Raw genomic sequence first — 22,069 nt, 5'->3', positions numbered from 1 at the left:
CGCCCTCCGCAGCACCAGGTGTGTTCACAGGCCGGTCTCCGGGCTTATGAGCGGATGCCGAAGCATCCCGGATAACCGCCTTCCCATGCCGATGGCACAGTGGCGTCGTGGCTATCCGTGGGAGGTTATGGAACTCCCGGACTCAATTACCGTTGCGGGGGCAGCGTCGGACTTGCCTGTTGAGGGCGCACCGACTTCCCGTTTTACCCGAAGTAGGCTTCGGGATACCTGAAAACAGGGCAACAGGCTAGCAATCCGACCTGTGCTGGTCAACGACATTCATCAGGTGTTGCAGGGTTCGCTCCAGCCGCTCCCACTCGAAAACGTCGCCGGGCAGGCCGATACGCAGCGCCGGCGGGTTGTCGAAATAGCGCACCAGGATGCCGCGACCGGCCAGGAAATCCGCCATGAGTCGCGCCTTCGGATGCTCCAGGTAGCGGAACAGGATGGTTCCCCGGGTGGCGGGCAGGCCAGCCTCCTGCAGTAACCGGTCGAGCCGTTCGCTGTCCGCCTGCAGTCGCTCCGCCGTCCGCTGTTGCCAGAGGGTATCCTTGAGGGCCCGGGCCATGATGTAACGGGCCGGTGAACTCAGCGACCAGGGCCCCAGCCGGGCCGCCAGGGCGCCGGTGATCGCCGGTTCCGCGAAGACCGCCCCCGCACGCACCCCGGCCAGTCCGAAGAACTTGCCCAGGGATTGCAGCACCACCAACCCCGGCGCGGAGGACATGGGCACCAGGCTGATGCCCCGATAGCTGGTGGCAAAGGCCTCATCCACCACCAGCCAGCCGTCGCGGCCCACCAGATCGGCATGCCAGTCCAGCAACCGTTCCCGGGAGATTGTCATGCCGGTGGGGTTATTGGGGTTGATCCATACCATCACGTCCAGCTCACGCAGCCAGTCATCACCGGCTTCCACCTGCGCCAGACCCACGGGCACCACCTGGTGTCCGGCCAGGGCCCAGCAGCGGGCGTGTTCCTCGAATCCGGGGGCGGGCACGCCCACCCGGCAGGGGGAGCGCAGCAACGGCAGGGCCTGGATGGCCGCCTGACTGCCAGGCACCGGCAGACAGCCGGCATTGCCGGGGGCCCGGCTCCAGCCACGCAGCACGCTATCCAGGCCGTCGTCGTCCTCGGGAAGCTGACGCCACAGGTGATCCGGCAACGGCGGCACCTTCCAGCCCTGCCGGTTGATGCCGGTGGACAGGTCCAGCCAGTGGTCCAGTGGAATACCCCAGCGACGGGCCGCCTCGATCAGACGCCCGCCATGGGTGGATATCGCGCTCATCCGTTACCTCCCGTGAACATCATGGCACCGAATCCCAGCAGCGCCACCCAGAGCCAGGCGCCCCGGGTGACCAGCGCCAGTGCCCCACGAATCGAACCGGCGGTGGCCGCCCTGCCGGCCCCCAGTATCGGGCGCGGGCGAAGCCGGTCACCGTAGGGCGCCGGACCACCCAGGGTAATATTGAGAGCGCCGGCGCCCGCCGCCATCACCGGCCCGGCATTGGGGCTCTCCCAGGCACCGGCCTGGGTCCGCCAGCACCGCAGGGCCTGGCGGGTATCCCCCAGCAGGGCATAGGTCAACGCGGTCAGCCTTGCCGGCACCCAGTTCATGACATCGTCCAGGCGGGCCGCCACCCGTCCAAAGGTCAGGAACCGTTCATTGCGGTAGCCCCACATGGCATCCAGGGTGTTCACCATGCGATGCAGCACCACCCCGGGCAGCCCGGCCAGCAGGAACCAGAACAGGCTGGCGAAGACGGCGTCGGCACCGTTCTCCAGCATGGATTCGGTGGCGGCGGTGGCTACGCCCTGTTCATCCAGCCGCCGGGCATTGCGGCTGACAATACCGCCCACTGCCTGGCGCGCACCGTCCAGGTCGTGGCGCTCCAGTGGTGCCACCACGGCCAGCCCGTGCTCCCGCAGCCCCCGCAGGGACAGGGCGAGCCACAACCCGACCGCCTCCAGCACCGGCACCAGCCACGACGGGGCCAGGCAGACCATCAGCCAGGCAATCAGGGTCAGGGGAACGATCAGCACCGTCACTGCCAGCAACCCCCGCCAGAAACCGGCGCCGGGGTTCCTGTTAAGGCGCCATTCCAGCCGGGACGCCAGGGTGCCAAAGCCCACCACCGGGTGCCAGCGACGGGGCTCGCCCAGCACCTGGTCCAACAGCAGCGCCACCGCACACACCAGCGCCGGCTCGATCATCCCGTTCAATCGCCTGATTCCCCGTATCTATATAAAGAGTCCATAAAAGAGTCACAGTCTACGTCAGGCGGAGGCCTTCTTGACACTGACCGGCGCACATCCGACCATTTTCACCCCTGATCAATGACGGACGACCACCATGACCCTGCCTCCTGCCTGGACCACGCCACCCCCGCAACCGGACACCGGGGCCCGCGACCGGGGCCTGCAGCGGCAGGCGGTGCTGACCAAGCCTCCCGGCTCACTGGGACAGCTGGAGTCCCTGGCGGTGACACTCTGCGCCCTGCAGGGGAGCGACCGGCCAGAGATGGACGGCATTGCCATCACCGTATTTGCCGCCGACCACGGTGTCTGTGAAGAAGGCATCTCCGCCTTTCCCCAGGCGGTAACGGCACAGATGGTGGCCAACTTCGCCGGTGGCGGCGCGGCCATCAGCGTGCTGGCCAGGGAACTGCGCGCCAGCCTGGACGTGGTCAACCTGGGCACGGTCAATCCGCTGCAAGGCCCGTTGGATGGCGTACGCAACCAGCCCATCGCCCCGGGCACCGCCAACCTGGCCCGGGAGCCCGCCATGACGAATGCCCAGGTAATGGCCGCCCTGGCTGCGGGAGATGACGCTGCCGGGCGGGCTTCGGACGCTGGGGCCCACCTGTTTATCGGCGGCGACATGGGCATCGGTAACACCACCTCCGCCGCGGCCCTGGCCTGCGCCTTACTGGACGAGGCCCCACAGCACCTGGTCGGGCCAGGCACCGGCCTGGACGCACAGGGACTGAGCCACAAGGCCGAGGTGGTCACCCGCGCCCTGGCCCGCCATGGCCAGGATCGCGATCCGCTGGCGGTACTCCGATCCCTGGGCGGCCTGGAGATCGCCGCTCTCACCGGGGCCATCCTGGGCGCCGCGCAACGACGGATTCCGGTACTGGTTGACGGCTTTATCGTGTCCACCGCCGCTCTGGTGGCGGTGCGCCAGCAACCCCGGGTGCGGGACTGGCTGCTGTTCGGCCATCGCTCCGCGGAACCCGGCCACCAACGGGTACTCGATGCCCTGGAGGCCACGCCCCTGCTGGACCTGGGCATGCGCCTGGGGGAAGGCAGTGGCGCCGCCGTCGCCGTGCCCCTGCTACGCTCTGCCTGTGCCCTGCATAACACCATGGCCACCTTCGACGATGCCGGTGTGAGTAACCGTTCATGACCACAACCCTGATTGACCTGATCCGCCACGGCGAGCCGGAGGGTGGTCCCATGTTCCGTGGCCAGACCGACCACCCCCTGAGTGAGACCGGGTGGCGCCAGATGCGCGGGGCGTTGAATGACGGGGAGCACTGGGACGCGATTGTCGCCTCCCCCCTGCTGCGGTGTGCAGTGTTCGCCCGGGAACAGGCGGAGCGCCTCGGGGTTCCCCTTCACACCGAGCCACGCCTGCGGGAGATCGGGTTCGGCGACTGGGAAGGCCACACCACGCCCCAGGTCATGGCCACCTGGGGCGAAGCCCTGCAACGCTTCTGGGACAATCCGGTGGACCATCCACCCCCCGGCGGTGAATCCCTGGCAGCGTTCCGGGCACGGGTGATGGAAGCCTGGCACCACTGGAACCGGCAATTGGCCGGAAAGAGAATACTGATGGTGTGCCATGGCGGGGTTATCCGCATGATACTCGCGGACATCCTGGAAACACCCCTGGACGCCGCCTTCCGCACAGTGGCGGTGCCCTATGCCAGCCGCAGCCGCATCCGGCTGGACGAGTCACCCCACGGCCGGTTGACCTGTCTGCTCAGCCACGGATCGCTCGATAACCCTATCACTTGAGGGGCAGCTCCAGCCCGGCGACACTCATGATCACCCGGTCGCAACGGCTGGCCAGGTCCTGGTTGAGCCACCCCAGCTCATCGGCAAAGCGCCGGGTGAGCGAATCCATGCCGATGATACCCAGCCCCACTTCGTTACTGACTATCACCACCGGGCCCGGGTAGCCCGCCAGGGCATCCAGGAAGGCCCGGCGATGGCCGGCAAACCGGTGTTGCGGCTCCTGCAGCAGGTTGTTCATCCAAAGGCTCATACAGTCAATGAGCAGTCCGGGGGCGGGCTGCCGTTCTCCCTGGGCCTGCAGCACCGCCGCCAGGTCCACCGGCTCCTCCACCAGTCCCCAGTCGTCGGGCCGCTGCTGCTGGTGCCGGGCAATGCGGTCCGCCATCTCGTCATCACCCGCGGTGGCGGTTGCCAGATAGACCACCGGCACCCCGGCCTGGCCCGCCAGCCGTTCCGCCAGCGCTGACTTGCCGGATCTGACACCCCCAAGCACCAGTGTCTTATTGGCCAAATTGCTCATTCGCAGCTCCCCATGGTGTCCTGCTATATTGCGTAAAGTAGCCTTGGCATGCCAGGCAGTCTTATGAAAACCCGTTCGTCAGTACAGGATTACAGGCCCGACAATGCAAGCGGAACTGATCGACATCCGGAATCACATGCAGCAGCATGCCCCCTTCGACGAGCTGCCCGAGTCCGTGCTGGACGACATCGCCGGCAGCATCGAAATTGCCTACTTCCGCGCCGGCTCCCGGATTCTGGAACTGGGCCAGCAGAACACCGACCTGCACTACATCCGCAGCGGGGCGGTTGAACTTTACCGGCGCTCGGGAGAACTCTACAACCGGCTCGGGGAGGGCGAGATTTTTGCCCATACCGGCCTGCTTATGGGCATGCAGGTCCGGTTTCCCGCCACCGCGATCGAGGACACCCTGATTTACCTGATCCCCAAGCCGGTGTTCCAGCAGCTGTTCAACACCCAGGATGGGTTTGCCGACTATGTGGAAGTCGAGGACCAGAGCCGCCTGCGGGCTGCCATGAACCGGTCACAGCAGGGCAATGAGCTGATGACCTCGCGGGTATCCCGGCTGATCAACCGGGAACCGGTCATGGCCGCCTCCACCGTCCGCCTGCAGGAAGCCGCCCACATCATGACCCGGGAGCGCGTGTCGGCGCTGCCACTGGTGGAAGGCAGCGGCGAGCATGAGGGAGACCTGGTGGGCATCATCACCGACCGGGACCTGCGTACCCGTGCCGTGGCCGATGCCCTGCCCTCGGAAACGCCCGTCGCCGACATCATGTCCCGGGAGCTGATCACCATTCGTGCCGATGCCTATATTTTCGAGGCCATGCTGATGATGCTGCACAACAATGTGCACCACCTGCCGGTGATGGAGAACGGCAAACCCCGGGGTGTCATCGCCTTGTCGGACATCATGAAGTACGAGTCCCAGAACAGCCTGTACGTGGTCAGCAACATCTATCGCCAGCAGGATGTGGAGGGGCTGAAGGCCGTCAGCAAGGATGTGAAGGCCAGCTTCATCCGCATGGTCCACGAGGACGCCAACTCCCACATGATTGGTAGCGCCATGGCCGGTATCGGTCGCAGCTTCACCCAACGCCTGCTGGAACTGGGGGAGGAAAAACTGGGACCACCGCCGGTGCCTTACTGCTTTCTGGCGCTGGGCTCCATGGCCCGGGATGAACAGTTGATCGTCACCGACCAGGACAACGCCATGGTGCTGGATGACAGTTTCGACCCCAAACAGCATGACGAGTATTTCCTCGCCCTGGCCAAGTTTGTCAGCGATGGCCTGGCGCAATGCGGCTATGCCTATTGCACCGGCGATATCATGGCAACCAACAAACAGTGGCGCCAGCCGCTGTCGGTCTGGAAGGACTATTTCACCGACTGGATCGAGAACCCCAAGGCGGAGGCCCTGCTGAACAGCAACATTTTCTTTGACCTGGACGGGGTACACGGTGAAATGAGCTACGCCAAGGCACTGCAGGACCTGATTGCCACCAAGGCCCAGAACAGTCAGCGCTTCCTGGCAATGATGGCCCGTAACGCCATTAACCGCACGCCACCACTGGGCTTTTTCCGTCAGTTCATGCTTGAAGAGGGCGGCAGGCAGCGCAAGACCTTCAACCTCAAGCGCCGGGGCACGGCGCCGGTCTCCGACCTTATCCGGGTTCACGCCCTGGCCTGCGGCTCCCGCCGGCAGAACTCCTTCACCCGGCTTGGCGACATCGCCAGGACACGACTGTTGCCGGACGACGGTGTCGGCAACCTGCGGGATGCCCTGGAATTCATTGCCATTGTGCGTATCCGCCACCAGGCCCTGGCCATGGAAGACGGCCGTGAACCGGACAACAACGTGCGCCCGGAAGACCTGTCGCCGTTCGAACGCAGCCACCTGAAGGACGCCTTCCAGATTGTCAGCCAGGCACAGAAATTCCTCCGCTACCGCTACAACGCCAACATGCCCCGCTAGGCCCTTTCGTGTACCCGGCCGGACACCCGATAACAGGAGGACCATGAACAGGCAGGAAAGCGAACACAGTACGGACGACCTTGCCAGCACGGACTGGCCGGACCGGATGGCGGCACTGGCCGCGGACACCCGTGACCCGCACCTGAAGACCTATTACGAGGCAGGCTGCGTGGCGCCGGCCACGCCCATGTCGGATGTGCCGATGGTGGCCCTGGACTTTGAGACCACCGGCCTGGACCCGGATGAGCACTCTATTGTCAGTGTTGGCCTGGTGCCCTTCACCCTGAACCGGATCCACCTGTCGGGGGCCCGGCACTGGGTAGTCCGACCGCCACTGCCGCTGCACCGGGAATCCGTGACCATCCACGGCATCACCCATTCCGACATTGAGCACGCACCGGACTTCGGGGAGATACTGTCCGAGCTGCTGCCAGCCCTGGCGGGCCGGATCGTGGTGGTGCACTACCGCGCCATCGAGCGCCCCTTCTTCGACGTGGCCATGCGATGGCGTCTGCAGGAGGGAATCCAGTTCCCGGTTATCGATACCATGGCCATCGAGGCCCACCTGAACCCGAACCGCAACCCCACCCGCTGGCAGCAGATACTGGGAAAGAAGCCGGTGTCCATCCGCCTGCCAGACAGCCGGCTGCGTTATCACCTGCCCCACTATCCCGGCCATAATGCCCTGATAGATGCCATTGCCACCGCCGAGCTGCTTCAGGCGCAGATCCGCTATCACTTCTCGCCGGAAACACCGGTCAAGGACCTCTGGCTGTAACCGGGCCTACTCTTCCCGTACCCGGTCGATATACTCGCCATAGCCGGCTGCTTCCATCTCATCCAGGGGAATGAACGCCATGGCGGCGGAGTTCATGCAGTAACGCAGACCAGTGGGCGGCGGACCGTCACTGAACACGTGACCCACATGGGAGTCGGCATGGACGCTACGGATTTCGGTACGGGTCATCCACAGGGTGTTGTCCTCTTTCTCCACCACGGCATCCGGTGTGATAGGCCGCGTGAAGCTGGGCCAACCGGTGCCCGACTTGTACTTGTCCCGCGAGGAGAACAGCGGCTCGCCGGAGATGATATCCACGTACAGGCCCGGCTCCTTGTTGTCCCAGTAGGTATTGTCGAAGGCCCGTTCGGTGCCGTCTTCCCGGGTGACCTCGTACTGCAGGTCGGTCAGTTTTTCCCGCAGGGTGTCGTCGTCCGGCAGGGTGAAGGTTTCCGGGTCAAAACCGGGGCCGGTAACAATCCGGCTGGCTGCCGCCGAACCACCCGCACTGTTACTGGCGCTGTCCGCGCCCGGCTGGAAGCGGGAGAAATCCAGGTCCTGCTCCTCTTCCGTCCAGTACTCATCAATGAACTGGAAGCGACCGCTGTTGAAGGTGTACACCTTGTAGCGGATCGGATTCTTCTTGTAATAGTCCTGGTGGTAGTCCTCGGCCTCGTAGAACCGGTCCAGTTCGGTGATTTCGATCACCACCGGCTTGTCATAACGCCCGGAGTCCGCCAGGGCCTGTTTGGAGGCCTCCGCCAGCCGTTGCTGTTCCTCGTCGTGGTAGAAGATGGCCGGGCGGTACTGTTTACCACGGTCCACAAACTGGCCGTCGGCGTCGGTGGGGTCCATAAAACGCCAGAAGCCTTCCAGCAGCCCTTCATAGGTCATCTCGTCCGGATCGTAGTAGACCTGGACCGCTTCGGTATGGCCGGTGCGACCGGAGGACACCTGCTCATAGGTGGGTGAGGGTTCGCTGCCGCCGGCATAGCCGGAAACCGCCTCCACCACACCGGGAATCTTCTCAAAGCCCGCCTCCACACACCAGAAGCAGCCACCGGCAAAGGTAGCCACGGCCAGGTCGGGGTCATCCGGGGCATGGGCGGAGTCGTTGCCCCGCTGGGCCAGGACCGCGGATGACACGGCCGCCAGTGCCAGCGGTACCGCAACCAGGGTGGCTAGTATAATGCGTTTCATCTTAATGCCTCCTTAACAATGACCCTGCTGGTATCCACTCTGGTTAATGAATTAACCAGGCGAGGTATTAGTATGAGGGCCAGCCCTAACGCCTTGTTCCCGGAGTTGTTACGAATTCATAACGATGAACGATGACTCTCGTACCGGCGGCGGGCATGTCACTGACCTGGGAGTCTACGCGGCAACACGATCCGGAATTCGGCACCACCACCGGCACGGTTACCGGCCCGGATATCCCCCTGTTGCAGGGTCATGATGCGCCGGGCAATGGCCAGACCCAGTCCGGCATGGAGTCCTTCGCCCCGGGCGGCTTCCTGGTTGCCCCGGAAGAAGGGGTCGAAGACGTGGGGCAGATCCCGCTCCGGAATACCCGGGCCGGTGTCACGCACGGCCACCGCCGGCAGGTTGCCACCGGCCAGGGCCAGTTCCACGGTGCCCCCTTCCGGGCTGTAGGCCAGGGCATTGCCGATCAGGTTGTCCAGCACACGCTCGGTCATGGCCACGTCACCAATGGCCAGGGGCATCGCCGGATCACCGGTGACGGTCAGGGTGACATCACGGCGTGCGGCTTCCTGCTGGTGTTTCTGGACCACATCATGGACCAGCTCCGCCAGGGCGAAGGGTTCCGCCTCCGGCTGTCGTTCACAGGCTTCCAGGGAGGCCAGTTCGAACAGTTCGTCCACCAGCCGGCCCAGGCGACGGCTTTCCCGCAGGGCGATATCCAGGAAGGCTTCGCGCTCCTCCGGGGTCAGACGTTCGGAACGCAGGCGCAGGCTCTCGATGTAGCCCTGCATGGACGCCAGCGGCGTACGCAGGTCGTGGGATACCTGGGCCACCAGCCGCCGTCGCTGGGCGTCCTTGTCCTGGAGTTGCCGGATCTGGGAGGTGATGCGGCTGGCCATGTCGTCGAAGGTGGCCCCCAGGTAGTCGATCTCGTCCCGGATCACCGGTCGCTGCTGGCGCCAGGTTTTCCTCGGCTCCCGGCTCATATCGCTGTGCTCGAACTCCGCCACCAGCCCGGTCAGACGGGTCAGGCGCCGGGTCAGCAGGCGGAAGATGGCCAGCCCCGCCAGCAGTACCACCACCAGGCTCACCCCCATGGCCCAGGCGGCCATCTCCATATAATGGCCACTGCGGGCCATGGCCTCGGCGGCGTCGTATTCCTCGCCCCGGAGCACCACGTACAGGTAGCCTTCCCGCCGTTCCTCGGAGGGCACCGGGGTGACGGAGAATACCTTGCGGCGGTCGTGGCTGCGGGGGTCGTCACCCAGTACCGGGTATTCCGCCATGTCACCGAGCAGCCGGTGGATGGGGTCCAGGGACACCCGGTTACGCTTGATCTTGCTGGGGTCGGCGGAGTAGGACAGGATGCGGCCATCGGTATCCAGCAGGTAGATCTCGATGCTGGGATTGATGGTCATGTAGAGCTCGAACAGGGCTTTCAGCGCCTGCTGGTCCAGCTCACCGTCGGCCACCAGGTTACGGTCCGCCACCAGCCGTTTGGCCAGGTCCCGGTTCAGCTCCTGGTCCAGGGAGGCGTTGTACTGTTTCAGGGAGGCCAGACCCAACAGGGTGAACAACACCCCCACCGCCAGCAGCAGCAGGAAGAGGCCAAGGGAGAGCCGGGCAAACAGACTATTGCGCATCATTCAATCCCGCAGCCGGTAACCGACGCCCCAGACGGTTTCCACGAACTCGGGGTGGGCGGGGTCGCGCTCAATCTTGCCGCGCAGGCGGTTTATGTGGGTATTGACGGTATGTTCGTAGCCGTCGTGGTTGTACCCCCAGACGGCATCCAGCAACTGGCTGCGGCTGAACACCCGGCCCGGGTTGGCGGCGAAGTGCCAGAGCAGGTCGAATTCCCGGGCGGTCAGGTCGATGGCCTCGCCATGTACGTCCACCCGTCGCCGGGCCGGGTCGATCCTGAGACCGCCGCGGACGATTTCCTCGTCCGGTCCGCCGGAAGGGTCCTGTTTCGCCATGGCATCCACGCGGCGGAACAGCGCCTTCACCCGGGCGGCCAGCTCGGCCACGCTGAAGGGCTTGGTGAGATAATCGTCAGCACCCATTTCCAGGCCCAGCACCCGGTCCAGCTCGGTGCTCTTGGCGGTGAGCATCAGCACCGGCACATAGTCGGTACCGGCCCTGATTTCACGGCACACCGTCAGCCCGTCCAGGCCGGGTAGCATCAGGTCGAGGATAACCAGGTCCACCCCGCCCTCCCGGAAACGCTCCAGGCCGGTGTCACCCCGGTCCGCCAGCACCGGATGCATGCCCAGGTCCTGGATATGCATCCGCACCAGCTCGGCAATGCCGGGACTATCCTCGATGATCAGTACCGTACGGCTCAAGTGTCGCTCCGTCAGTGGTCGTCCGTGGACTCTTCCATCATGGCATCGTCGTCCATGGAAGTCTTGCCATGGTCGTCGTCCATCATGGTGTCATCGGACATGGCGTCGTCCTTTTTCATCATGTCGTCGCCATGGTCGTTGCCCATCATGCCGTCGCCGTTCATGGTTTCGTCATGCATGGCCTTGTCGTCCATCATGTCGTCACCCATGGCGTCTTTTTCCATGTCGCCCGCCAGGGCATGGGTGGACAGGGTGGCCAGCAGCAGGGTGAAGGTCAGTGCGAGGGTTTTCATGGTGCTCTCCTTGAGGTCAGGGTGGTGAATCAGGCGTTTGCCCGTTTCGACAACCGAGTATGGAGAGACCCCGTCACGGCTTCCTCACAGTCGATTAAACAGTGTGTCCGTGTTTTATCACAAATGTATCACGCCAGAGGAAAGCATCACGCCAGCCCCGGGGGTGGAAGCTGGCGTGATGTTCCGGCATTACCGTTCAGGGATTGCCGGCGTGGGGCACCGACACCCGGGCGGTGTAGAGGGCGGCTTCCTCAGCCTGCTTGCGACGCTTGGCGGAGGAGTCCGGGGCGCAGCACATCAGCAGTGTTCGGCCATCGGTGTCCCCCAGCATGCAGGCAAAGACGCCCAGGCCGTCCGGGGCCTTGATCTCGTCGGTGATCTCCCCGCCTTCCGCCACACGGATGCAGCGCTGGTTGAAGGCGTCGGCGATCCAGATCTGGCCCTCGGCGTCCATACCGCAACCGTCCGGGCCGATACTGAGCTGCTTGAGCATATCGGCACGGGGGCCGGGTGAAGGCCGCGAGCCGAATTCCGCCCAGTCACGACGGTCATACAACTCGCCATCGTCGGCAATGGTGAAGGCCGTCATGCGGTTGCCGAAAGTCTCACCCACCACCAGGGTCTTCTGGTCAGGCGTGATCACCATGCCGTTGGGGAAGTAGAGATCCTCCGCCGCGACGCTGAGCTTGCCGTCGGGGGCAATCCGCACCAGTTTGGCCGGTTCCAGGTCGGCGCCGGCCATCAGGTCAAAACCGAAGTTACCGACCCAGACATTGCCATCGTTGGCCACCACCAGGTCATTGACATGACCGGTGGCATAGCCGGACAGGTCGGCGTATTCCGATACCGCCCCATCCGGCGTCCGGCGCATGACCTTCCGGTCCACCATGGAGACATAGAGCAGCGAGTCGTCCGGCAGCCAGCCCAGGCCGGATGGCTGCTGGGGCACATCCGCCACTTTCTCCACCAGGCCGTCCATGGTCACCGTGTAGATGGCATGACGGTAGAAATCCGATACCCACCAGCGGTCATCCCGCCAGCGGGGGCCCTCGAAAAAGCGGCCACCGTCAGTGAGCAGGTTTACGTCTGCCATGGTTCCATCTCCCTTAGAGGCTGCCCATCAGGCGACCACGGATAATCTCGTCCGCCTCGCTCATGATGCGGTTGATCAGTTCCTCACAGGATGGCACATCATGGATCAGGCCGGCTACCATACCGCAGCTCCAGGCGGCTTCGTCCATCTTGCCTTCGTGCAGCACCATCTTGCCCTTGGCGCCGGTGACCAGGTGGCGGATATCGTCGATCTGGGTGTCGGCACCCTTCTCGTTTTCGATGCGAAGGATCTCGTCCACGGCGGCGTTCTTCATCACACGCTCGGTGTTACGCAGCGGGCGCATCACCAGGCGGGTCTGCAGCTCGTCGGACTCGACAATCGTTTCCTTGACCCGGTCGTGGACCGGGGCCTCCCGGGTGGCCAGGAAGCGGGTGCCCATGTTCATGCCGTCGGCCCCCAGGGCCATTGCCGCCACCAGGCTGCGGGCATCGGCCATGCCGCCGGAGGCGACGAACGGAATCTCCAGTTCCTCGGCCGCCCGGGGCAGCAGGATGAAGTTGGGGATGTCGTCCTCGCCCGGATGACCGCCGCACTCGAAACCGTCGACACTCACCGCGTCACAGCCGATCTTCTGGGCTTTGAGGGCATGGCGCACGGAGGTGCACTTGTGGATGACCTTGATGTCGTGCTCTTTAAGCAGAGGCATATACTTCTCCGGGCTGCGACCGGCGGTTTCAACGATCTTCACGCCGCCGTCGATAATGGCCTGGATGTATTCCGGATAGGGGGGTTCCTTGAAGGACGGCAGGAACGTCAGGTTGACGCCGAAGGGCTTGTCGGTCATTTCCTTGCAACGGGCGATTTCCTTCGCCAGATCTTCCGGGGTGGGCTGGGTCAGCGCAGTGAGGATGCCCAGGCCGCCGGCATTGGAGACGGCGGCCGCCAGCTCCGCGTAGCCGACCCAGTGCATGCCGCCCTGGATGATCGGATGCTCGATGCCAAACAGTTCAGTGATTCTTGTCTTCATGGAACGCCCCTGTTACGAAAAGTCGTGGGTGGGTTTTCTGTTTAACGAAATGGCGTTCCATTATTCATCAGGAAACGGTGATTTACAAAAAAGGGGCGCCCGAAGGCGCCCCCTGATCTGGACCGCCGGCTTACAGGTCATTCCAGAATCCGCATTTGTGGCGGGTTGAGAAGTCATTCACCGCCAGGTTGCCGATCTGCGCCGGGTCCAGTTCCAGCATGTTGCTGTTGGCCTGGACGTTCTCCCACATCACCCCGGTACCGTCGCTGGTGTTGGGATCACCGTTGGTGGCGAAGGAGGCCCAGTAGGCGGTCATGGCGTCTGCCAGATCCAGTGAGGCTTCATCGGTCATGCCCCTGGCCTCCCGGCTGGCGCGGTTTCCAAACACATACTGGATCTCGAAGGCGTGGGCGGCCCCCAGGTCGAAGGTGTTCCCGGCAGGAATAATGGAAGGCGCATCCCGGTCCGTGAATTCGTAGGCATACACCATCTCACCGCCGGCAGCCAACTGCTGCAACTGGGGCACGGACGGGCAGGCAAAGCGGATGTCGGTATTGATGGCGCTGACAGCGATGCTGACATTGTCGTAGTCCGCCGTGTCGTACTCGGCCACCACCGCATCGGCGTCGTCCTCACCCACCAGGGCGACCACTTCGTCCCGGTAGTCCTCCTCCTTGAGCATGGCCTGGGCTGCGGCATCCTCCGGGGTGGCTCCACCCTCGATCAGCGCGCCGATCCGGGTGAGTTCGGCAATACCCACGAACAGCCGGCCTTCATCCAGGTTGCTGCCTGCGATCACCGGAACCTTGTTGTAATCCCCATCGGCCAGGGAGGTCTTTACATCCTTCGGCAGGATGTCCGAGCGCAGGCTTGGCACATAGCTCAGCCCCGCCGCCTGCTGGGCCTCGAGGATAGTCTGGGCGTCCAGGTCGCGGATGCAGTCGATGTCACCGCACCCCAACCCATCGTAGAAAGTGTCTCCGGCAGCCTGCATCGTCGCCTGGGTGGGCTGGTCTATCTGACCAATATAGGCACCACTCTGGATAATGGCCCTGTGGAAAAGATCCCCAGAAGCGGGGGAGGCAATATGGGTCAGCACACTGGCACCACCAGCGGACTCGCCGAAAATGGTGACGTTGCCCGGGTCACCCCCAAAGTTGGCGATGTTGTCCTGCACCCATTGCAGGGCCAGTTGCTGGTCCATGATGCCGTAGCTGCCGGACGGGCCATCCAGGTCCGGGTGGGACAGGAACCCCAGCACGCCCATGCGATAGTTCACGGTGACCACCACCACATCATGCTCGAGCAGCCCGGATGGTGTATAGCTGCCACCGCCGGACCCGGTCTCGAAGGAGCCGCCGTGGATCCAGACCATCACCGGTCTGCCCTCGGCCTCTTCCGGGGTATAAACGTTCAGGTAGAGACAGTCCTCGGTGGACTCGGATGCACCGAAGGTACTGGCAGGCTGGATACAGCTCCCGCCGAACTCGTCCGCCACCAGTGTGTCGTCCCAGGGCTCGGCGGGCACCGGATCCGCATAGCGCAGATCGCCAACCGGAGGCTGTGCGTAGGGGATGCCGCGGAAAGCCAGGCCATAGCTCTCCCTGACGCCTTCCACCTGGCCCTGCTGGGTTTCGCGAACGTTGGCCGGACGCTCATTGTCGGTGTCGTTGTCAGAGCCCGAGGAAGAGCCGCCACAGCCCGTGAGCAGTGCCAAGCCAAGAAAAGCCCCGAACGCCAGCGGCCAGGCCCTGTTTCGTATGGATATCATGTTAATGCCTCATTGTTATTGTTTCGGAAGGATCCGTTCATTCGTCATTGCCCTAATAAAGCGAGCATTCGCTTTGTTAGGTATGCACAGAGAGGGTAATCCCGTAGCCGGTAGCTGTCTGGAGCAGGAAGTTCCAATGTGAGGCGTCAGGTGAGACTGAAGTTTTGTTCAGTGGATTATCCGTGGGCACACAGGCCGGCCCGGGGAAAGCGACCTTGCGTCATTCCCCGGGCTGGGCCGCACGATCAGGGCGCTACGATGGGAGGATTGTCCCAGTAGTCACAGTTGTGGGCGTCCTGGGCGGCACTGGCATTCACCAGGGCATCGTTACCCAGGGTGGACGGTTCCAGCGCCATCAGTTCGCCACTGGTGCCGAAGGTCGGCCAGGTGGCCGTGCCATCGCTGGCGCTCGGGTCGCCATTGCGGGCGAACTGGACCCAGTACTGGATCATCTGTTCGGATAGGGCGATCTGGGCATCGGTAGCATCCCGGGCACGCATGGTGTCTTCGGAGTTCAGCACGTACTGGATTTCAAGAGCGTGGGCGGCGCCCAGGTCGAAGCTCAGGCCGGCGGTAAGCTCGGGACCGAACAGACTCGGCGCATCCTGATCTGTAAACCAGTAACCGAAGGCGCTCACGCCCTGATCCGACAGGCTTTCGATCTGGTCGAACTGGTTGCAGGCGAAACGCCAGGAGGTCTGGATGGAGGCCAGGGCCAGAGTGTACTTCTCATCGCCTGCCGAATCGTCGAAGGCGGGGGTGATCAGTTCGCCACCGCTGCTTGCCGGCGTGGTATCCAGATAATCCTCCGCGATTCTGGCAGCATCCAGCCCCCGGGGGTCTGAAGCCAGCAGCGTGGCCACTTCGGTCCCGTACTCCGCTTCCGTCACCGTGTCCATGGAGCCCGCCACCAATGCAGACACCTCATCCAACGCCAGGAACAGACGACCCTCGTTCAGGTTATTGCCGGTCATGACCGGGATCGTCTGCGGGAAGGCATCGTTATCCAGTGCGTCCTGGATAGAGTACGGCAACATGCCCTCTCCGTATGTCGGGTTGAACCAGAGATCACCCTGGGCATCGAGGATAGCCGATGCGTCGATGCTCCCGTCCCGCAGGCAGGCTGCCACATCGGGCGAGTCATCACAGCCCAGGGCAGCGATAACCGGGTCGCCGATATTGGCTTCACCAAAGGCCTGGGGAATCTGCGTCGGCTGGTAAGCCCCGCTCTGCACGATGGCCTTGTGGAACAGGCCCTCGGAGCCTGTGCCGGCTCCAGCGGAGACAAGCTGTGACAGCACGCTGTGGCCGCCGGCGGATTCGCCAAAGATGGTTACATTGTCCGGGTTGCCACCAAAGGCTTCGATATTGTCCTGTACCCATTGCAACGCCAGTTGCTGGTCCATCAGACCATACTGACCACTGCCCTCGGGCAGGCCGTCCACCGGCAGGAAACCGAGGACACCCAGGCGGTAGTTCATGGTAACCACCACTACATCCTCCGCCACCAGCCGTGAGGGTTCATAGGAGCTGCCACCGGAACCGGTGATAAAGGCACCACCATGGATCCACACCATCACCGGCAGATCGCTCCCCCTTTCAGGGGTGTAGACATTCAGGAAGAGGCAGTCCTCGTCCAGGCTGTCTTGGAAGCCGTTGAAGGCACTGCCGGACTGGGGACAACTGTTACCAAACGCATCCGCCTCGAGCACTCCGTCCCAGGCATTAGCGGGCTCGGGCGGTGCGAAACGCAGGTTGCCCACCGGCGGTTTGGCATAGGGAATACCCCGGAAGGCAATCATGCCGGACTCCAGGGTACCGTTCACGGCGCCCTGGCTGACCGTGACCTCGGTATCCACCGACCCGATCGGATCGTCATCGGACCCGGAGCCCCCACCGCCACCGCACCCCGCCAACAGTGTCGCCGCCAGCGCAGTACTCAGGGACATCTGCCAGAACCTGTTCTTGTTATACCGTTTCATTGTTCAGTCAGCCTCAATCTGTTGTTCTTGTGGCCTGGCCGGGCATGACCGGACAGGGATGTTTTCGAGGGAGGACCGTTCCCTTCGGGAATCGAAGGGTCGAAAACCTGTACACAGATTAAAGGGAGGCAATGGGGGCTGTCTGGAGCCCCGCGGAGCAAGTGTTGCGGGAGATGGTCAGTCGTGTCACTTCCTTGTGACACGTTCTGCAAATCGCCTCACTGGTCGGAGAGACGCCGCCGCAGGGTGAACGGGGAGAAGTAACGCTTGCCGGGGAAGTCATCCGAGAAGGTACGGGTCTTGTCGGATTCGTTGGTCAGGCCAATCACATGGTAAATGCCCTTGTGAAGGTCATGGTAGGCCTCCAGGTCCGTCCACACGCCCGGCATGTCGTAGAAATTCTTGAGCATGGCGGTGGTGACACGCCAGAGGTTGCCGCTGTCGTCGTACTGGTCAACCACGGCCACGTTCCAGCTATCCTCGTCGATATAGAACACCCGCTTATGGTACAGGTGGCGGGCATCCTCCCGCAGTGTGGCTTCCACCACATGCACCCGGTGCAACTCCCAGCGCATCAGTTCCGGGTTCAGGTGCTGGTCACCAAGCACTTCGTCGTAGGTGTACTCGTCACTGGTGATCTGGAAGTTGTTATAGGGGATGACCATTTCCTCAAGCCCCTTGTACTCCCAGTTGTACCGGTCGAGGGCGCCGTTGAACACGTCGGTATCATCTACCGTACGCAGGCCACCGGAGGACGCAATCGGGGCGTCGTAGGCCAGGCTGGGAGCACGGCGCACGTCACCGGCGCTGAAGCCCCAGGCCTTGCGGGGTTCCTTTACCTGGTCAAGGGTTTCATGCACCAGGATACCGCCGCCGGCGTACTGCTCGGGCGCAATCACCGTGGACAGGTAATAGTTGATGATGTTGTCGAGGGTTTCCGCGCTGCCGCCTTCCCTGTTCCAGTTGAAGAAGACTTCCTGGCGCATGGTTACCGGGCGGAACTGGCCCCCGACCACAACCACTTCGGAATACTCCCGCTCCATGTACCGGCCACGCCACCGGGTCAGGTGGTTCCACATGGCCTGCATGGCCTGCTCTTCGTTGGAGCCATGCAGGATCGGGAACGGATGGCCGCCAAAGGCATCCTGGATACCATTACCGCCATCCACCAGGGAAGCGGAGGTGGCGTTGCTACGGGTATTCTCAATGATGTGCTCGGGCGCGGTATGGGTCCGTCGGGTCGGGAAGACCCGAACCTTGAAGGTTTCCGGGTAACGGTTGATCAGCGCCGCCACACCGTCCGGCAGCACGTCCCGGTACTCTTCGATGTTGTCGATGGTGACCACATAGCGGGGCTCATCGTCGGGATAGGGGTTGATATGGTGGTCACCGGTTCCCTCGTAACCGTCCGGAATGGTGGTATCACCACCGATCCAGCGGGGAATGGTGCCTGCCGAGTTACCGGCACGGACAGCACCGAATGGCGTCAGGCTGTTGCCCAGGCGATACGCCTGATTCTGGGTAACAGCGGCCTGGGTGGACGTCACGCTGACCATGGCCAGCAATGATACGCACAGTGCGGGGATCAGGTTTTTTCGCATAGTCTCGTACATCTGGGCAGACCATCTTATTGTTTTGAGAACATAACAGGAGTCCGCCACTCACAGACTCCTGTCGCGCAGGTCTCATGGACGTTATGGGATTTGGTCTCATTCTTTACTATTTTTCATGGCCATGCCACCTCAAAACATGGCGGTTACACGCCGTTACACAGTGGCGAGCAACCTATCACGCTCATTTAACACCAGTTAACAAAGGGGTTTACTCGGACAGCCTTCGGCGCAGGGTGAAGGGAGAAAAGTACCGCTTACCCGGAAACTCGTCCCTGAACACCCGCGAACCCTCGGTTTCGTTGACCAGGCCCTGCACGTGATACCGGCGGACCTTGAGGTCGTGATAGGCGGCAATATCAATCCACACGCCCGGCATATCGTAGAAGTTCTTCAGCATGGCCATGGTCACCCGCCAAAGATTGCCCTCATCATCGTACTGGTCCGCCAGGGCGATGTTCCAGCTATCCTCGTCAATGTAGAACACCCGTTTGTGGTAGAGGTGGCGGGCATCCTCCCGCAGGGTGGCCTCCACCACATGTACCCGGTGCAGTTCCCATCGGGTCAGGTCCGGGTTCAGGTGATGGTCACCAAGTACCTCGTCGTAGCTGTACCGGTCACTGGACAGTTCGTAGTTGTTGTAGGGGATCAGCTTTTCGTGCACCCCCTGGTACTCCCAGTTGTAGCGGTCCAGGGCGCCATTGAAAACATCGGTGTCGTCCACGGTCCGCAGGTTGCCGGATGAGGCAATCGGCGCATCGTAGGCCAGGCTGGGCGCGCGGCGAACCTCACCGGCACTGAAGCCCCAGGCCTTACGGGGCTCTTTGACCTGGTCCAGGGTCTCGTGCACCAGAATACCGCCACCGGCATATTGCTCGGGCGCCAGCACCGTGGACAGGTAGTAGTTGATGATGTTGTCGAGGGTTTCCGCGCTGCCACCTTCCTTGTTCCAGTTGAAGAAGACCTCCTGTCGCATGGTGATGGGGCGGAACTGGCCCTGGACCACCACCACTTCGGCGAATTCCCGCTCGGTATACCGGCCGCGCCAGCGGGTGATGTGATTCCACACCGCCTGCATGGCCTTTTCCTCACTGGAGCCGTGGAGGATCGGGAACGGGTGTCCACCGAACGCGTCCTGCACGCCATTGCCCCCGTCAACCAGGCTGGCGCTGGTGGCATTTCTGCGGGTGTTCTCTGCGATGTGGTCCGGTGCGGTGTGATTCCGGCGGGTGGGAAACACCCGTAGCCTGAAGGTTTCCGGATAGGCCTGCAGCATCGCCGCCGCACCGTCCGGCACCACGTCACGGTACTCCGACAGGTTGTCGGCGGTCACCACATAGCGCGGCTCATCGTCAGGATACGGGTCGATGTGGTGGTCACCGGTTCCCTCATAGCCTTCCGGAATGGTGATATCACCTCCGGTCCAGCGGGGAATGGTGCCGTCGGAATTACCGGCTCGAATGGCGCCAAAGGGGGTCAGGCTATTGCCCAGACGATTGGCCTGGGCCTGGGAAACGGCAGCACTAGCCGTTGGTATCAAGTTTGCCATCAACAACGAAAGACAGAGGGCGGGGATCAGTTTCTTGTACATGGTTTTACATCCCTGGACCAGTATGGATAACAGCAGGAACGCGGGCGCCGCCCCTGCCGGCTAAAGGACATGGTGAATGCAGTGTTGTGGAATGCGGCTCCCCGTCCGACACCAGGCTCTCAAGAAATGACCACAGAAGCCGTTATGCCTGCACAGGCGGTATGTCAGGTTACATTTTGGAACGGCACTCCCGCCACAAACCCGGATAATAAATACACAGTTTTCCCGGCCCGATGTCCTTTTAACCTTGGAGTTTTAACATGAAACTGGTGGAACGACTGCGTATCCGTTCACGTCTATTAATAGCCGTATTGGTTCCTGTGCTGGTAACCGCCGGCGCCGTGGCATGGGTCACCGCTCAGCAGCTCAGTGCCGACGGTGAGGCCGAGGTCGAACGCCTGCGCAGCAACCTGCTGGAAGCTCACAAGACCGGCCTGAAGAATCTCGTTGAAGGTGCACGTGCGCTGATCCGCGAGGAGTACGACGAGCAAGCCTATCCGGAAGCGGAGGCGAAGGAACGAGTCCGGGACAAGCTCCGCTCCATTGTGTTTGGCGATAACAACTACCTTTATGCTTATCGTGACGACTCCTATATGCTGATTTACGCTCCGGACCCCAGCATGGAGGGCCCATCCAAGGAATCGACACCGGCAAGAAAGGCACTGCTGGCCAAGTTGTTTGAAGTGGGCCGGAATGGCGGCGGCTTCTTCCGTTACGAGTTCGACAACCCTGCAACGGCGGAAGAAGTTCCCGAGCCCAAGCTGTCCTATTCCATCACCCTGGACCGCTGGAACTGGGTGATCGGCGCCGGTGTCTACATTACTGAGATCGACCATGCCGTGGCGGCCGCGCGGGAAGAAATCAATGCGCAGATTCGCAGTGCCCTGCTGACCATCCTGGGTATCACCTTGGTGATTGTGGTCATTGCCGTAGGTTTCGGCATTTTCATGGGGCGGACCGTTACCGTGCCCCTGCGCAATGTCACTCGCACCATGCAGGATATTGCCGAAGGCGAAGGCGACCTCACCCGCCGCCTGCCGGACGATGGCAACGATGAACTGGCCGAGCTGGGACACCAGTTCAATGCGTTTGTAGGCAAGATTCACAGCACCATTCGCGAAGTGGGCGACACCACCCACCAGGTGGCCTCGGCCGCGGAGGAACTGAGCCGGGTGGCGGAAGAGACCCGCGCCTCGGTGCAGGTCCAGGGTTCAGAGACCGACCAGATCGCCTCCGCCATCAACCAGATGGCCGCCACCATCCACCAGATCTCGAAGAACGCCAACGAGGTGCAGCAGGCCGGGGCGGATGCCGACCGCCTGGCCAAGGATGGCGGCCAGACCATGGCCGGCTCCCAGCAGTCGGTGAACAGCCTGTCCCGGAATATCCTGGAAAGCGCCGAGGCCATCGACGCCCTGGCCTCCCGCAGTGACGAGATCCAGAAGGTGCTGGACGTGATCCACGAAGTCACCGACCAGACCAACCTGCTGGCCCTGAACGCCGCCATCGAGGCCGCCCGGGCCGGCGAGCATGGCCGTGGCTTCGCCGTGGTCGCCGATGAGGTGCGCCAGCTGGCCAAGCGCAGTGGCGAGTCCGCCGGCCAGATCCGCGAGATGATCGATGGCTTTATCCGTGAGTCCCGCAGCGCGGTGGAGCGCATGCGTTCCTCCCAGGGCCTGTCGGAGGAGACTGTGGAGCGTATCAACCACGCCAGTTCGGCCCTGAGCACCATCGAGCAGTCGGTGGAGCACATCCACGATCAGGTGACGCAGATCGCCACGGCCTCCGAGGAGCAGAGCCAGGTGGCCGAGGAGATCAACAAGAACGTGGTGCGCATCGTGGAGGCGGCCCAGAACAGCGACACCGGCGTCACCCAGACCAACGAGGCCAGCCAGGA

18 protein-coding genes and 1 riboswitch are annotated in these 22,069 nt (G+C 62.9%); of the genes, 5 read left to right on the top strand and 13 right to left on the bottom strand.

Translation table 11 applies throughout. From position 1 onward, the window contains the following. Positions 1-12 precede the first annotated feature (12 nt). Positions 13-247, bottom strand: a riboswitch (cobalamin riboswitch). Both cobD and cbiB read right to left on the bottom strand, forming a co-directional pair. Next, on the bottom strand, positions 248-1,285 hold the full coding sequence (gene cobD / locus ACJO2E_RS18595; protein WP_406965848.1) for a threonine-phosphate decarboxylase CobD: 1,038 nt from the start codon (positions 1,283-1,285) through the stop codon (positions 248-250). Further along, positions 1,282-2,211 (bottom strand): adenosylcobinamide-phosphate synthase CbiB, encoded by a 930-nt coding sequence (gene cbiB, locus ACJO2E_RS18590; protein WP_406966177.1) that lies wholly within the window; start codon positions 2,209-2,211, stop codon positions 1,282-1,284. The genes cobD and cbiB overlap by 4 nt, the downstream gene beginning before the upstream one ends. Before the next feature lie 145 nt (positions 2,212-2,356). Between cbiB and cobT the strand changes: the two genes are divergently transcribed. After that, complete coding sequence (cobT, locus tag ACJO2E_RS18585; RefSeq protein ID WP_406966175.1) at positions 2,357-3,406, top strand: nicotinate-nucleotide--dimethylbenzimidazole phosphoribosyltransferase; 1,050 nt, start codon at positions 2,357-2,359, stop codon at positions 3,404-3,406. After that, positions 3,403-4,020, top strand: coding sequence for a histidine phosphatase family protein (locus ACJO2E_RS18580; RefSeq protein ID WP_406965847.1), 618 nt, complete (start codon positions 3,403-3,405; stop codon positions 4,018-4,020). Before cobT ends, ACJO2E_RS18580 begins: the two co-directional genes overlap by 4 nt. Here the strand turns inward: ACJO2E_RS18580 and cobU are convergent. Then, a complete protein-coding gene (gene cobU, locus ACJO2E_RS18575; RefSeq protein WP_406965846.1) occupies positions 4,013-4,540 on the bottom strand; it encodes a bifunctional adenosylcobinamide kinase/adenosylcobinamide-phosphate guanylyltransferase in 528 nt (175 codons plus the stop codon). The two genes, ACJO2E_RS18580 and cobU, sit on opposite strands and share 8 nt — an antisense overlap. A 103-nt stretch (positions 4,541-4,643) precedes the next feature. Here cobU and ACJO2E_RS18570 point away from each other — a divergent pair, with 103 nt between their 5' ends. Both ACJO2E_RS18570 and ACJO2E_RS18565 read left to right on the top strand, forming a co-directional pair. Continuing rightward, positions 4,644-6,515 (top strand): DUF294 nucleotidyltransferase-like domain-containing protein, encoded by a 1,872-nt coding sequence (locus tag ACJO2E_RS18570; RefSeq protein ID WP_406965845.1) that lies wholly within the window; start codon positions 4,644-4,646, stop codon positions 6,513-6,515. 43 nt (positions 6,516-6,558) lie between these two features. After that, the gene (locus ACJO2E_RS18565; RefSeq protein WP_406965843.1) at positions 6,559-7,293 is read left to right on the top strand and encodes a 3'-5' exonuclease; all 735 of its coding nucleotides are present in this window, start codon (positions 6,559-6,561) and stop codon (positions 7,291-7,293) included. Positions 7,294-7,299: 6 nt separating this feature from the next. Here the strand turns inward: ACJO2E_RS18565 and msrA are convergent, their stop codons facing one another. The 10 genes from msrA to ACJO2E_RS18515 all read right to left on the bottom strand — a co-directional run bounded on the left by msrA (position 7,300) and on the right by ACJO2E_RS18515 (position 20,172). Further along, complete coding sequence (gene msrA / locus ACJO2E_RS18560) at positions 7,300-8,493, bottom strand: peptide-methionine (S)-S-oxide reductase MsrA (RefSeq protein ID WP_406965842.1); 1,194 nt, start codon at positions 8,491-8,493, stop codon at positions 7,300-7,302. A gap of 158 nt (positions 8,494-8,651) precedes the next feature. Beyond that, positions 8,652-10,139 (bottom strand): sensor histidine kinase, encoded by a 1,488-nt coding sequence (locus ACJO2E_RS18555; protein WP_406965841.1) that lies wholly within the window; start codon positions 10,137-10,139, stop codon positions 8,652-8,654. Positions 10,140-10,142: 3 nt separating this feature from the next. Next, the gene (locus ACJO2E_RS18550) at positions 10,143-10,844 is read right to left on the bottom strand and encodes a winged helix-turn-helix domain-containing protein (RefSeq protein WP_406965840.1); all 702 of its coding nucleotides are present in this window, start codon (positions 10,842-10,844) and stop codon (positions 10,143-10,145) included. Positions 10,845-10,855: 11 nt separating this feature from the next. Next, positions 10,856-11,137, bottom strand: a complete 282-nt coding sequence (locus ACJO2E_RS18545) for a hypothetical protein (RefSeq protein ID WP_406965839.1) — start codon at positions 11,135-11,137, stop codon at positions 10,856-10,858. 196 nt (positions 11,138-11,333) lie between these two features. Then, on the bottom strand, positions 11,334-12,230 hold the full coding sequence (locus tag ACJO2E_RS18540) for an SMP-30/gluconolactonase/LRE family protein (protein ID WP_406965838.1): 897 nt from the start codon (positions 12,228-12,230) through the stop codon (positions 11,334-11,336). Positions 12,231-12,243: 13 nt separating this feature from the next. Next, complete coding sequence (locus ACJO2E_RS18535; RefSeq protein ID WP_406965836.1) at positions 12,244-13,218, bottom strand: NAD(P)H-dependent flavin oxidoreductase; 975 nt, start codon at positions 13,216-13,218, stop codon at positions 12,244-12,246. Positions 13,219-13,348: 130 nt separating this feature from the next. Then, positions 13,349-14,989, bottom strand: a complete 1,641-nt coding sequence (locus tag ACJO2E_RS18530) for a carboxylesterase/lipase family protein (RefSeq protein WP_406965835.1) — start codon at positions 14,987-14,989, stop codon at positions 13,349-13,351. 245 nt (positions 14,990-15,234) lie between these two features. Continuing rightward, entirely contained in the window at positions 15,235-16,938 is a 1,704-nt protein-coding gene (locus ACJO2E_RS18525; protein ID WP_406965834.1) for a carboxylesterase/lipase family protein, read from the bottom strand. A 251-nt stretch (positions 16,939-17,189) separates the two neighbouring features. Continuing rightward, positions 17,190-18,572: a DUF1329 domain-containing protein gene (locus ACJO2E_RS18520; protein ID WP_406965833.1), complete on the bottom strand. Its 1,383-nt coding sequence runs from the start codon at positions 18,570-18,572 to the stop codon at positions 17,190-17,192. Between the two features lie 220 nt (positions 18,573-18,792). Beyond that, entirely contained in the window at positions 18,793-20,172 is a 1,380-nt protein-coding gene (locus ACJO2E_RS18515) for a DUF1329 domain-containing protein (RefSeq protein ID WP_406965831.1), read from the bottom strand. Positions 20,173-20,432: 260 nt separating this feature from the next. On the opposite strand from ACJO2E_RS18515, the gene ACJO2E_RS18510 reads away from it, so the two are divergent. After that, positions 20,433-22,069: methyl-accepting chemotaxis protein (locus ACJO2E_RS18510; RefSeq protein WP_406965830.1), on the top strand; the 1,637-nt coding region annotated here is incomplete at its 3' end.

Source organism: Marinobacter shunpengi (genome assembly GCF_045449695.1).
GTDB lineage: Bacteria > Pseudomonadota > Gammaproteobacteria > Pseudomonadales > Oleiphilaceae > Marinobacter.
This window is presented reverse-complemented; position numbering and strand designations above follow the sequence as displayed.